Source organism: uncultured Pseudophaeobacter sp., from assembly GCA_905479575.1.
Classification (GTDB): domain Bacteria; phylum Pseudomonadota; class Alphaproteobacteria; order Rhodobacterales; family Rhodobacteraceae; genus Pseudophaeobacter.
Genome location: CAJQNB010000017.1, coordinates 15784 through 28800 on the forward strand (window position 1 = coordinate 15784; position 13017 = coordinate 28800).

15 protein-coding genes are annotated in these 13017 nt (G+C 57.5%); 8 read left to right on the top strand and 7 right to left on the bottom strand.

Translation table 11 applies throughout. The features are described from left to right. Window positions 1–51 precede the first annotated feature (51 nt). Entirely contained in the window at window positions 52–993 is a 942-nt protein-coding gene (locus tag QZ268_RS05385) for a DMT family transporter (protein WP_295449197.1), read from the top strand. A 57-nt stretch (window positions 994–1050) separates the two neighbouring features. On the opposite strand, the gene QZ268_RS05390 is transcribed toward QZ268_RS05385, so the two are convergent. After that, window positions 1051–1494, bottom strand: coding sequence for a MarR family transcriptional regulator (locus tag QZ268_RS05390; RefSeq protein WP_295449199.1), 444 nt, complete (start codon window positions 1492–1494; stop codon window positions 1051–1053). Window positions 1495–1612: 118 nt separating this feature from the next. Between QZ268_RS05390 and QZ268_RS05395 the strand changes: the two genes are divergently transcribed. Continuing rightward, a complete protein-coding gene (locus QZ268_RS05395; RefSeq protein WP_295449201.1) occupies window positions 1613–2041 on the top strand; it encodes an organic hydroperoxide resistance protein in 429 nt (142 codons plus the stop codon). Between the two features lie 153 nt (window positions 2042–2194). On the opposite strand, the gene QZ268_RS05400 is transcribed toward QZ268_RS05395, so the two are convergent. Beyond that, the gene (locus tag QZ268_RS05400; protein ID WP_295449203.1) at window positions 2195–3061 is read right to left on the bottom strand and encodes a branched-chain amino acid aminotransferase; all 867 of its coding nucleotides are present in this window, start codon (window positions 3059–3061) and stop codon (window positions 2195–2197) included. Window positions 3062–3231: 170 nt separating this feature from the next. On the opposite strand from QZ268_RS05400, the gene QZ268_RS05405 reads away from it, so the two are divergent. The 6 genes from QZ268_RS05405 (at window position 3232) to dxs (ending at window position 8588) form a co-directional block, all read left to right on the top strand. Next, window positions 3232–3768 carry a MarR family transcriptional regulator gene (locus QZ268_RS05405; protein WP_295449205.1) on the top strand — a complete coding sequence of 179 codons (537 nt, stop codon included), beginning with the start codon at window positions 3232–3234 and terminating at the stop codon, window positions 3766–3768. Beyond that, window positions 3765–4466, top strand: coding sequence for a response regulator (locus QZ268_RS05410; RefSeq protein WP_295449208.1), 702 nt, complete (start codon window positions 3765–3767; stop codon window positions 4464–4466). The genes QZ268_RS05405 and QZ268_RS05410 overlap by 4 nt, the downstream gene beginning before the upstream one ends. A gap of 110 nt (window positions 4467–4576) precedes the next feature. Continuing rightward, complete coding sequence (locus tag QZ268_RS05415) at window positions 4577–5503, top strand: histone deacetylase family protein (protein ID WP_295449210.1); 927 nt, start codon at window positions 4577–4579, stop codon at window positions 5501–5503. Next, on the top strand, window positions 5500–5751 hold the full coding sequence (locus QZ268_RS05420; protein WP_295449213.1) for an exodeoxyribonuclease VII small subunit: 252 nt from the start codon (window positions 5500–5502) through the stop codon (window positions 5749–5751). Before QZ268_RS05415 ends, QZ268_RS05420 begins: the two co-directional genes overlap by 4 nt. 4 nt (window positions 5752–5755) lie before the next feature. Beyond that, a complete protein-coding gene (locus QZ268_RS05425; RefSeq protein ID WP_295449215.1) occupies window positions 5756–6619 on the top strand; it encodes a farnesyl diphosphate synthase in 864 nt (287 codons plus the stop codon). Window positions 6620–6659: 40 nt separating this feature from the next. Then, window positions 6660–8588, top strand: a complete 1929-nt coding sequence (gene dxs / locus QZ268_RS05430) for a 1-deoxy-D-xylulose-5-phosphate synthase (protein ID WP_295449217.1) — start codon at window positions 6660–6662, stop codon at window positions 8586–8588. A 1-nt stretch (window position 8589) separates the two neighbouring features. On the opposite strand, the gene QZ268_RS05435 is transcribed toward dxs, so the two are convergent. The 5 genes from QZ268_RS05435 to QZ268_RS05455 all read right to left on the bottom strand — a co-directional run bounded on the left by QZ268_RS05435 (window position 8590) and on the right by QZ268_RS05455 (window position 13013). Further along, complete coding sequence (locus QZ268_RS05435) at window positions 8590–9210, bottom strand: NYN domain-containing protein (RefSeq protein ID WP_295449219.1); 621 nt, start codon at window positions 9208–9210, stop codon at window positions 8590–8592. Between the two features lie 160 nt (window positions 9211–9370). Further along, window positions 9371–10243 (bottom strand): SDR family oxidoreductase, encoded by an 873-nt coding sequence (locus QZ268_RS05440; protein WP_295449222.1) that lies wholly within the window; start codon window positions 10241–10243, stop codon window positions 9371–9373. Window positions 10244–10479: 236 nt separating this feature from the next. Next, window positions 10480–11214: a proteasome-type protease gene (locus tag QZ268_RS05445; RefSeq protein WP_295449225.1), complete on the bottom strand. Its 735-nt coding sequence runs from the start codon at window positions 11212–11214 to the stop codon at window positions 10480–10482. A gap of 47 nt (window positions 11215–11261) precedes the next feature. Next, window positions 11262–12059: a transglutaminase family protein gene (locus QZ268_RS05450; RefSeq protein WP_295449228.1), complete on the bottom strand. Its 798-nt coding sequence runs from the start codon at window positions 12057–12059 to the stop codon at window positions 11262–11264. Window positions 12060–12071: 12 nt separating this feature from the next. Next, on the bottom strand, window positions 12072–13013 hold the full coding sequence (locus QZ268_RS05455; RefSeq protein ID WP_295449230.1) for an alpha-E domain-containing protein: 942 nt from the start codon (window positions 13011–13013) through the stop codon (window positions 12072–12074). Between the last annotated feature and the right edge of the window lie 4 nt (window positions 13014–13017).

The window sequence follows — 13017 nt, forward strand, 5'->3', positions numbered from 1 at the left end:
AGGGAAATCAACCCATTGATCTTTTTGTCGCAGGGGCGCAGGGTCCTGCTCATGGCCACATCCTTAACATCGCATCGACCTCTGCTTGCCATCGCCCTCAAGGTTGCTGCCATTGGGCTGTTTACCGGCCTCTCTGCCGTGATCAAGTCGGTGTCCGATGTGGTTCCAGCCGGCGAAGCGGTGTTTTTTCGTTCGTTTTTTGCCATTCCCGTCATTGTTGTCTGGCTGTCCATGCGCGGTGATCTGAAACACGGGCTCAAGACCACGCGCCCCATGGGGCATGTGATGCGCGGTCTTGTTGGCACCTCGGCGATGGCAATGACCTTTATGGGGCTGGGCATGTTGCCCCTGCCAGAGGTCACGGCCATTGGCTATGCGACGCCGATCTTCACCCTGATCCTGGCCGCCGTCTTTCTGGGAGAGCGCATACGCCTGGTACGTATCAGTGCTGTTGGGATTGGCCTGCTCGGAGTGTTGATCATGATCTATCCGCGGCTGTCCAGCGGCATGGATATGTCCAGCACCGCCTTTGTCGGGGTCATGCTGATCCTTGGCGCCACAGTGGCGCGTGGGTTTGTACAAATTCACATTCGCCGGATGGTGATGACAGAGCAAACTGCCGCAATTGTGTTTTACTTTTCCGTCACCGCATCCCTGCTGTCTCTGCTGACACTGCCGTTTGGCTGGGTCATGCCGGATCTGACGACACTTCTCCTGTTGATCAGCGCCGGAATTATCGGCGGCGTGGCGCAGATCCTGATCACCTCGTCCTACCGCTTTGCACCTGCGTCGATGCTGGCTCCCTATGACTATGTCTCGATGCTGTTTGCGATTGTCCTCGGCTATGTCTGGTTCGCAGAATTGCCAACGCTTGTCATGCTGGCAGGGGCCAGCCTGGTGATTGCGGGCAATATTCTGGTGATCTGGCGTGAAAGCCGCCTTGGCCTGGTCCGTGGCAAGGCCAAATCTCTGACCGACCCCAAAGGCGGGTAAGCCCACACTGCCCTCCCGGCTCAGGTTTCGCCAGCGCCAGGCGAAGGTCGCGTTCTTTTAGGTCTGGCTCTTTGCGTTCAACCGCAGTGCCAGCTCCTGGATCTTGTCGCGTAACGAAATCAGGTCAGCCAGATCATCCCCCGCCGCCTCCAAAATACAGCGCGAGATAGTTGCCGCCTCGTTCTGCAAGGCAAGACCTTTAGCTGCCAATGAGACAATCACACTGCGCTCATCCTCAGGGTTACGCTTGCGCGTGATCAGGCCGGCCACCTCCATGCGTTTCAACAAAGGCGTGAGCGTATTTGACTCCAGGTTCAATGCGCTGCCCAGATCATTCACCTTCTGGCTGTCCTGCTGCCACAGGGCGACAAGCACCAGATACTGCGGATAGGTCAGCCCATATTGCGACAACAGCGGCCGATACAGCCGCCCCATGGTATTATTGGCGGAATAGAGCGCAAAGCAAAGCAGGTCATCAAGGTGAAGGGGTCGGTGCGTCATCCTCGACAGGTAAATCGCACACGATCAAACTGCAACCCCTTGCCACTGGTCCCGGCCTGACCTATTTAAATCGCACGCGATATATTCCCACACGATTAATCAAAACAAGGACACCACCATGAGCATCTCCCCTCTTTATACCGCCCAAGGCACAGCCACCGGAGGCCGCAATGGCCGCGCCACAGTTGCAGAATCTGGTCTCGATCTGGTTCTGGCGGCGCCACCTGCCCTGGGCGGGGACGGCAAAGGCAGCAATCCAGAGCAGCTTTTTGCCGCCGGATACTCCGCCTGTTTCATTGGCGCCATGCAATTTGCCACGACGCAGGATGAAAGCCTGGCCAAGGTTCCCGCCGAGGTCTCGGTCACTGCAAATGTGGGAATTGGCCCCAAACCCGAGGGTGGTTTTGGTCTGAGTGTCGCCCTTGTTGTGACCCTGCCCGGGCTTGACGCGGCCCAGGCCGAGCGCATCGTCGAAGCCGGTCACAAGATTTGCCCCTATTCCAACGCGATACAGGGCAATGTCGAGGTGACAACAGAAGTTCAATAAGGCCGGAATAATGCGCGAGGCCTTGCCGCGCGTTCGGGATGCTATTGGCCAAATGAAGCGGCCACAGGCGGCAACCGCATCGCCAGATGCTCATACAGTAAAAGCGCGGAAGGTATCTTCCGCGCTTTTTCATTTTAGCAACAGCAGCTGCGATTAACTACGCACCATCGCTTCATAAGCTGCAGCGATGTCGCGCGTCATCTCACCGACTTCGAATGTGTAGGGACCGATTTCCCCAACAGGGGTGACCTCAGCCGCGGTGCCGGTCAACCAGCACTGTTCAAACCCTTCCATCTCCTCGGGCAGGATGCGACGTTCATGCACGGTGATGCCTTTTTCCTTGAGCATCGCAATCACGGTCTGACGGGTAATCCCATTGAGAAAGCAATCTGCCAGCGGCGTGTGCACTTCGCCGTCCTTCACAAAGAAGATATTGGCGCCGGTCGCCTCAGCCACATAGCCGCGATAATCCATGAACAGGGCATCCGAACAGCCTTTGGCCTCAGCCTTATGCTTGGAAATGGTGCAGATCATATAAAGACCCGCCGCCTTGGCATGCACCGGGATTGTCTCGGGGCTGGGGCGCTTGTATTCCGCAATGTCCAGTTTGGCGCCCTGCATCTTGGCATCGCCATAATAGGCCCCCCAGCCCCAGACTGCCACGGCCATGCGCACCGGATTCTGCGCCGAGGCGACACCCATGTCTTCGCCAGAGCCGCGCCAGACCAGAGCCCGCACATAGGCGTCCTGCAGCCCGGAGGCCTTGAGGGTCTCTTCTTTGGCGGCTTCGATATCATCCACCGAATAGGGCATCGGCATGTCCAGCGCCTCAGCACTGGCAATCAGCCGCTCGGAATGTTCGCGGCTTTTGAAGATCTTGCCGTTATAGGCGCGCTCCCCTTCAAACACCGAAGACGCATAGTGCATCGCATGGGTCAGGACGTGCACCTTTGCATCTCGCCAGTCGATCAGCTCACCGTCCATCCAGATAAAGCCGTCACGATCATCATATCCAGCCATGCCACAGCCTCCTCAAAGCAGTTGTATTTTCATAAGTTGCGCCAAATATGACCGAAGTGGACATATTGTTGCGCCAAAGCTGCGATTCGATACATCTTCACTCTTGGAATGTCAATATAGCTGACATAAACTGACCGGCAGGGATGCACGGCGAGCAGAGGGAACGCACCATGGCAGAAGGCAGCTCAAGCGGACGGTCAATGGGGCGATCCAGCCAGGGCTATGGCGGCGAAAGCCTGTTGTTTTTGACCGATGAACAATTGCGCCAGGGGATCGAGGCAATGTTCTTTGCCTATCGCGGCTTTACAGCCGATCCCGACCGCATTCTGGCACAGATGTCTTATGGGCGTGCCCATCACCGCGCCATTCACTTTATCAATCGCGCCCCCGGGACCACGGTAAACAACATGCTGACCATCCTGGGCGTCACCAAACAATCGCTCAACCGGGTTCTGCGCACCCTGATCAGCGATGGGTTGGTCGAAAGCCGGGTTGGGGTCACCGACAAACGCGAACGCCACCTGCACCTCACCGAGGAAGGCAGACAGCTGGAGGCCAAGCTTTCGGATGCCCAGCGCGCCCGCATGCGCGCCGCCTATAAGGATGCCGGGCCCGAGGCCGTCCAGGGGTTCAAGAAGGTATTGGAGGCGATGATGGATGCAGATATGCGCCGGGCCTATATCAATCTGCGGGAAACCGGATCATGACCACCTTTGACTCGCACCTACTGATTGTTGACGATGACGAACGCATTCGCGGATTGCTGAAGAAATTTCTGGTGCGGGCCGGGTTTCTGGTCTCTGCAGCACGGGACGGAGCCCATGCCCGCCGGATCCTGGCAGGCCTCGATTTTGATCTGATCATCATGGATGTGATGATGCCGGGCGAGGACGGTATCTCGCTGACCAAATCCCTGCGCGAAACCATGACCACGCCAATCCTGCTGCTCACCGCAAAGGGCGAGACAGAGGACCGCATCACCGGTTTTGAGGCCGGCGCAGACGACTATCTGCCCAAACCCTTTGAACCCAAGGAACTGCTGTTGCGGGTCAATGCGATCCTGCGGCGGGTGCCGGATACCTCGGCGCAGGACAGCGCCCCCAAGGTGCTGCATCTTGGCGACATCCGCTATGATATCGAACGCGGAGAGATGTGGCAGGGCAATGATCTGGTGCGGTTGACCGGCACCGAAAGCCAGCTGATGAAGATCTTTTCGGCCTGTCCCGGAGACCCCGTGAGCCGCGCCAAACTGGTCGAAGATCTGGGCCGGGACCGTGGTCAGGCACAGGAACGCGCTGTGGATGTTCAGATCACCCGGCTGCGCCGCAAGATCGAGCCGAACCCAAAACAGCCGCAATACCTGCAAACTGTCCGGGGTGCCGGCTATATGCTTGCGCCTGATTGATCAGGGACCGCCGCTCCGAAAGACTCGCCCTTTCTAACTGATCCCTTTGCTGGCACCCTATGGGCAATTCTACCCCTGTTGTTCACTCTGACGCTCTGGAACATGCCAAAATGACAACCGCTTTGATCACCCACGCTGATTGCCTGCGCCATGACACACCAGAGGGGCACCCCGAACAGGTGGCCCGCCTTGAACACGTCCTACACGCGCTGGAAACACTGGATCTGAAACGTGTTGCCGCGCCGATGGCGGCCGAGGATGACGTCCTGCGCATCCATCCTGTGGATCATCTGCGCGCCCTGCGCAGCGCCCGCCCAATCGAAGGCTATGCACAGATTGATGGCGATACTTTCCTGTCCCCCGGTTCACTAGACGCGGCCTTTCGCGCCGCCGGTGCTGCGGTACGCGCCGTGGATTTGGTACTGACAGGCGAGGTTCAAAACGCCTTTGCTGCTATTCGCCCACCGGGACACCATGCCGAAACCGAGACCGCCATGGGGTTTTGCCTGTTTGGGAACGCTGCACTGGCCGCCAAACATGCCCTGGATCATCACGGCCTGAAACGAGTCGCGGTGGTGGATTTTGACGTGCATCACGGCAATGGCACCCAGGATCTATTGTGGGACGAGCCCCGCGCCCTGTTTATCACCAGCCAGCAAATGCCGCTGTGGCCCGGTTCAGGGCGGGTGGATGAAGACGGCGCATACGGCCAGATTCTCAACATGCCACTGGCACCCGATTCTGCTGGCCCTGAAATGCGCACCGCCTATGAAGGCCAGGCTTTTCCACGGCTGCGCGCCTTTAAACCAGAGCTGATAATCATTTCCGCCGGCTTTGACGCCCACCGTGATGATCCCCTTGCCAGCCTGAACTGGAGCACGACCGATTTTGCCTGGCTCACGGCTGAACTCTGCGCTCTGGCAGAGGAGCTGTGTCAGGGCCGTATCGTCTCGACTTTGGAAGGCGGATATGATCTGAACGCCCTAGCGCAGGCCACGCGCGCACATGTGGAAGAATTGATAAAGGCAGCGACATGACTGAACCCACCGCCCCCTCCGTAGAAGAGATGAGCTTTGAGCAGGCCATGCGCGAGCTGGAAACCGTGGTTGGCCAACTGGAACGCGGCGATGTAGCACTGGATGCCTCGATCGCGCTGTATGAACGGGGTGCCAAGCTCAAGAAACGCTGCGAAGATGAGTTGAAGCGCGCCGAAGAGAAGGTCGCCTCCCTGACGCTGGACGCCAGCGGCACACCGGTTGCAACCCAGGCTCTGGACGCGGGCTAACAGCATGGCTGCCTCGTTCACCGTGGCGCTGAAACAGGCGCAACAAGAGATCTCTGCCCGCTTGAGCGCGATTATTCCTGTGCAGTCCACCCTGGGACAGCCAATGCTGCATGCGGTGATGGGCGGCAAGATGCTGCGCGGATTTCTGGCGCTGGAAAGTGCGCGGCTGCACGGCGTTGATGCCGAGGCCGCCCTGGATGCGGCCGTCGCGATTGAATGCATTCACGCCTACTCCCTGGTGCATGATGATCTGCCCTGCATGGATGACGACGATCTGCGCCGTGGCCTGCCGACGGTCCATAAAAAATGGGACGAGGCAACAGCGGTGCTGACAGGCGATGCCCTGCAAACCATGGCCTTTGATCTGTTGGCCGATGCAAAATTCGGCACCAACGCGCTAGAGCTCATCAGGCTCCTGGCCCGCGCCGCTGGCCGCTCTGGGATGGTGCAGGGGCAGATGCTGGATATTGATGCAGAAACCGCCACAACCCCTTTGACCTTGGAACAGATCACCCGCCTGCAGGACCGCAAAACCGGCTGCCTGATCAATTGGTCTGCCACCGTTGGGCCAGTGATTGCCGGCGACGATTCCCGCGCTCTGTGGCAATATGCAACCGCTCTTGGCCTTGCATTTCAGATTGCCGATGACATCTTGGATGTGGAGGGAGACGCTGAAAAGGTTGGCAAGGCCCTGCGCAAAGATGCCACTGCGGGCAAGGCGACCTTTGTCTCGCTCTTGGGACTGGAGCCTGCCAAACAGCGCGCTCGGGATCTGGTCGACGAGGCCTGCAGCGCCCTAGCCCCCTATGGGGCCGCCGGAGAAACCTTGAAGCAGACCGCCCGCTTCGTTATTGCGCGTGACAGCTGACACCGGGGCCCGATTGCCCTGACCGCCACAAGGAAACATCATGTCTGACCGGCCCTCTACCCCGCTTTTGGACCAGATCGCGCGCCCTTCGGATATGAAAGGGCTGAGTGATGCACAATTGGTGCAGCTGGCCCATGAGCTGCGGCAAGAGACCATTTCTGCGGTCTCCACCACTGGCGGCCATCTGGGTGCGGGACTGGGCGTGGTTGAACTGACAGTGGCGCTGCATGCGGTGTTCAACACCCCACGGGATAAACTGATCTGGGATGTCTCCCATCAAAGCTACCCCCATAAAATCCTGACCGAGCGCCGTGACCGCATCCGCACCCTGCGCACCAAGGGCGGGCTGTCGGGTTTCACCAAACGCTCCGAATCTCCCTACGATCCCTTTGGCGCTGCCCATAGCTCCACCTCGATCTCTGCGGCGCTGGGATTCTCGGTGGCCCGCGATCTGGGCGGCGTGGTGCCCGAAGGTCTGGGCGAAGCAATTGCAGTGATTGGCGATGGGGCGATGTCGGCCGGCATGGCCTTTGAGGCGATGAACAACGCCGGTCATCTGGACAAGCGCATGATCGTCATCCTCAACGACAATGAGATGAGCATCGCACCGCCGGTTGGCGCGTTGTCCTCCTATCTGTCACGGCTTTATGCCGAAGAACCGTTTCAGGAACTGAAGGCCGTGGCCAAGGGCGCCGCATCGCTGCTGCCGGAACCCTTCCGCGAAGGCGCCAAACGCGCCAAAGACATGCTCAAAGGCATGGCCGTTGGCGGCACAATGTTTGAATCCCTCGGCTTTTCCTACATCGGCCCTATTGATGGCCACGATCTGGATCAGCTGCTGCCAGTGCTGCGCACCGTCAAGGCCCGCGCGCGCGGGCCGATCCTGATCCACGTGCTGACCAAAAAGGGCAAGGGATACGCCCCGGCTGAAACAGCCCGTGACAAGGGCCATGCCACCGCAAAATTCGATATGGTCACCGGTGAGCAGAAAAAAGCCCCCTCCAACGCGCCCTCCTACACAGGTGTCTTTGGCGATGAGCTGGTGAAACTTGCCGCCAAGGACGACAAGATCTGCGCCGTCACGGCCGCCATGCCCGATGGCACCGGCCTGTCGCTGATGGCGGAACGCTATCCGTCACGCTGCTTTGACGTGGGCATAGCCGAACAGCACGGCGTCACCTTTGCCGCCGCGCTGGCGGCCGGCGGGATGAAGCCGTTTTGTGCGATGTATTCCACCTTTTTGCAGCGTGGCTATGACCAGGTGGTGCATGACGTCGCCATCCAGCGCCTGCCCGTGCGCTTTGCCATCGACCGCGCTGGCCTGGTGGGGGCCGATGGCGCCACCCATGCCGGTTCCTTCGACATCGGCTTTATGTCCAACCTGCCCGGCATGGTGGTGATGGCAGCCGCCGATGAGGCCGAGCTGGTGCATATGGTCCATACCGCCGCCGCCCATGACGCGGGCCCCATCGCCTTTCGCTATCCCCGTGGCGAGGGCGAAGGTGTCGAGATGCCGGAAGAGCCGCAACTGCTGGAGATCGGCAAGGGCCGGATGATCCAAACGGGCAAACGCGTGGCGCTGCTCTCCTTTGGCACCCGTCTGGGCGAAACCCGCAAGGCCGCTGAGGCCCTGTCGGCCAAGGGCATCACGCCGACTATTGCCGACGCCCGTTTTGCCAAGCCGCTGGACCGTGAGATGATCCTGAAACTGGTGGCCGACCACGAGGCACTGATCACCATTGAAGAGGGCGCCGTAGGCGGCTTTGGCTCCCATGTGGCGCAGCTGCTGGCAGATGAAGGCGTATTCGACGCGGGCTTCAAATTCCGCTCCATGGTGCTGCCCGATACGTTTATCGACCAAGCCAGCCCCAAAGACATGTACGAGACCGCCGCCATGAACGCCCCCCAGATCGAAGCCAAGGTGCTGGAGGTGCTGGGTGTTGCGTCAATTGGAGAAAAGCGGGCGTAAATCACTCAATGAAGCCATCGGTGTGAGCTTTGAGGTCCCGTTTAACGCTATGCCCCATATGTGCCAGAATAATGCGCACACCTTCACGACGAGCGAATTTGAATGCGGGGATGAAATCGCTATCCCCAGTCACCACTACTATTGTTCTGACTAGCTGTCGTAGCGACAGGCGAGCGATGTCCAAACCTATTCGCAGATCAACACCTTTCTGCTCAATGTCGAAGACAAAGTCTTCTTTCTTTAATTGACGATCCGGTAATTTATCATCTTGCAGAGCCCAATGCGCCAACTTGAAGCCTCGTGGCGATAATTCTCCCGCACGCAAGGAAATTTCAGGTTGTAGCTCTAACTTTTGGAAGAATGCCTTGTTCTTCGAAAAGACAGGCGTATCAGCCAAATTTGTTACTTCTTTAGTGATTGGGTGAGTGAGCTTACCCGTCGCAGGATATGCATCGTAGTAGTACGTTCTCAGTAACTCGTAGTTGGCTAATAAGGGATCTGCACGAATACGGCGGATCTCCTCAACGACATCCTCCACTTTTGGAGTTCGTTTGCCCAACTTGTTGTAGAGCTTTCGTGTAAAAAATCCGCCATCGACCAAAATAGCGTAACGATGATCCATAAAAAAAAATCGACTCCGTACATTCGCGGTATAGTTGCCTATACACTTTGATAAACGGCGAATGATACGGAGTCTATTTTTCTATATAGGTACTAGAGCACCTATCCTTAGACATATAATCTGTTCCTTAAGAAATGGTAGAGTCAATTTTGCCACAGTCCTACAACGCTGGCGGTTCTTCCGGCGGCACAAAGCGCTCCATATCTTCTGCTGCAAGCACCGCCTGCAACCCCTCGCGGTAGCTTGGATACAGCAGCTCGACCCCCAACTCGTCTTTGATGCGATTGTTGCGGACGCGCTTGTTCTCGCCGTAAAAACTGCGCGCCATTGGGGTCATGCCGGCCTCATCAAAAGGCACCTCGGCGGGCACGGGCAGGCCCAGCAACTCTGCCGCGTAGCCCAGAACGTCCTGTGGTGGGGCCGGGTCATCATCGCAGAGGTTATAGATCCCCCCCGGGTTCGGCTGATCAATTGAGGCCAGCAGTGCCTGCACAATGTCATCCACATGAATGCGGGAAAACACCTGTCCTGGTTTGACAATACGCCGCGCCTTGCCCGCCATCAGCTTGGCAAAGGGGCCGCGCCCGGGGCCGTAGATCCCCGCCAGCCGAAAGATATGCAGCGGCAGGTCAGGGACCTGCTGCCAGTGTTGCTCTGCCAGGCTGCGCCAGGTGCCGCGTTCGCTGGTCGGCGCAACCGGTGTGGTTTCATCCACCCAACCGCCGTCCCGGTCGCCATAGACCGCTGTGGTCGACAAATACCCGACCCATTCAAAATGGGCAGCCGCAGCAGCTATCTCGTCTCGTAGGTGAGCCAAAACAGGGTCGCCGCGCTCATTTGGCCCGATAGAACTGAGCACATGGGTCACCCCGGCCAAAGGAATATCCTCCCCCGGCCAGGTCAGCATGTCCACACCTGGGACCGCAACCGGCTCCCGCGCGGTGCCAATCACCCGCCAGCCGCGCGCCAACAGCTGCGACGCCAGGTGGCGCGCCGTATATCCACATCCAAGACAAAGAAGCGTTTTTTGCATAGGCTCTATTTGGGCAGAACCACGCGAGGGTGCAAGACTTGTTTCGCCCCCGCGCCGCTCTTTCAAACCGTCATCAGCATTTCCTGAAGTGAGCCAGCAAAACAGTGCTAAAAAGCAGGAGAGCGGGCAGGCCTGCACACCGCACATTCACCCGGCAAGAGACCGCCACGACCTGCTGCTCTGCGGAGCTTGCCCACCGTCATCTTTGTTGGCGCAATGCCGCTTTAGATATGTGCTCAGTCGATCTGATAGCTTGGCAATTGCGCCAGCGCGTTGCGCAGGGCGTCTCCCCAGCTTGAGGAGACCGCTTGGTAATAGGCATCGTCCACTTCGATCCGTGGCCTGGGGGTGGCGACAAAGCTGTCTTGGAAATAGACGTGCAGATCAAGGGGAAGCCCAACAGACAGATTGGCCTTTATTGTTGAATCAAACGAGACGATCAGCAGCTTAACAGCGTCTTCAAATGACATCTCGGGATCATAGGCCCGTACCAGGATTGGTTTGCCGTATTTGGCTTCGCCGATCTGGAAAAACGGATTGTCGTCAGTGATTTCAATAAAATTGCCTTCGGGGTAAATCATAAACATCGTAGGTGCCCCGCCTTTGATCTGACCCCCTACAATCACCGAGGCTTTGAATTTTGACGATGCTTGCTGGCCCTCGGAATGGCTATCGGCAATCACCTCTCGCAATGTCGAGCCAACAAGCCGGGCGATTTCGAACATCGTCGGCAGCTCCAATATGGAGGGGCTGCGTTCCGTTGTGACCTTTGACCGTTCCTCCAGAAGGCTGATCAATGATTGAGTGGTTGCAAGATTGCCCGATGTCATCAGTGTGATGACCCGTTCGCCGGGAACATCCCATGTGAACATTTTCCGCGTGACCGAGAAGTTATCTACGCCTGCGTTGGTGCGGGTGTCGGACATGAAAACCAAGCCCTTGTTCAATCGTAGTCCGACGCAATAGGTCATTGTTTTGGTCCAGTACGGGGTAGAGAGTTCGAAACAGTGTACCGTATCTATTGCTGAATTTGCAGCGATACAATCATCGTCTCGTCCATAGCTCCCCTGCGAATGCCCGTAATTGGCGCCGCATCCCGTGAATCAAGGCCGGTTGCGATCCTGACATATCGCTCATCCGGCGAAATACCATTGGAGACGTCAAAGCCGACCCATCCCAGCCCCTCAATATGGGCCTCGGCCCAGGCGTGGCTGGCATCTTGATCGATCCGGTCGTCCATCATGAGATATCCGCTGACATAGCGCGCAGGAATGCCTGCCACCCGCGCCGCTGCAACGAAGATCTGCGCGTGGTCCTGGCAAACGCCACCACCAGCCTTCAACGCCTCTTCGGCGCTGGTTCCTGCAAAGGTGTTTGCTTCGCCATACGGGGCCGCTGCAAGAATTTCCTGTGACAATACGTGGAGATCGCTCAGCGTATCGCCTTTGGCCTTTATATGTTTGGCCAGCTTGCGAATGCCGCGTCCAGGTGTGGTGCGTGGTGTTGTTTGGCAAAAATGCCAAAGCGGCGCCTTGCCGTAAACTTTGCCGAAAATACCATCAGAGGAATGGGTTTCGACCACGCCTGAGACCTGAACAGAGACTTCGGTCGTGCCTGCATTGGCTTGAACCAACAGCGTTTGGTTTTGATATTGATCCTGAAACTCAAGCTCCTGAACCCCGCCGGAAATCGAGACATTCCAGTCCAGAACCGTTTGATGCTTGGTGGACATCGGGGTCAGGCGCACCTGTTGCAAGCCATAAGACACCGGCGCATCGTAGGTGTATTTGGTCGTATGTGAGATTTCCAGTTTCATAGTCTCAAACGCTTATCCGATGAACCGATAGTCTGTTTCAATCTGCTGCCCGATCGCGTTGATATCGTCGATAAAGGCTGTGATGAATTGATGCAGCCCCTCGTCAAAAACCGTTGCAATCGTGTGCGCACGCAGCCTGTCGCGCTGTGCGCTAATCATGTCGTGACATGTCAGACGGGTGCCATAATCCTTGGCGAGAAATCCGAGACTTTCTTCCAGAATTCGGCTGCAAAAGGACAGGGACCGTGGAAAGCGGGGATCCAGAATGAGGAAATCAGCGACGCTGGCGGGCGTCATGTTTTCATCATTGAGCCAGCGAAAAGACCGGTGCGCAGAAACCGAGCGTAAAATGGTTTCCCACTGCACATTATCCAAAGCGGATCCGACAAAACTGGCTGACGGTAGCAATGTGTAATACTTCACATCAATGATCCGTGCCGTATTGTCTGCCCGTTCCAATGCGATGCCCATTTGGGTGAAATCATAAATATCATTGCGCAGCATGGTGCCGTGCATAGCACCGCGGACCAATGCGCTATGGCGGCGAATTTCTCCGAGCACGGCTGGCAGATCCGTTTCTTTTACAGGTGACTTGAGGGTCTTTTTCAGGCCCATCCAGCCTTCATTGACCGCTTCCCAGACTTCTGTGGTCAACGCGGTTCGAACCATACGGGCGTTGGTCCGTGCTTTTTCGACAGCTGAGAGAACACTCGACGGATTGGCGGGATCTCGCAGCAGGAAATCCACCACATATGCCGCCTCGTAGGAATCATATTTTGCGTCATAATGGCTACGCGCGCCCGCCGTGGTCACAACGGATTTCCATTCTGAGGCAGGATCATTGGACCGTGTCAGCGCAATGCGGAACCCGGCTTCGACAAGGCGCGCGGTATTCTCGCAGCGTTCCAAAAAGCGAAACATCCAATAGAGGCCACCAGCGGTTTTTCCAAGCATCCTG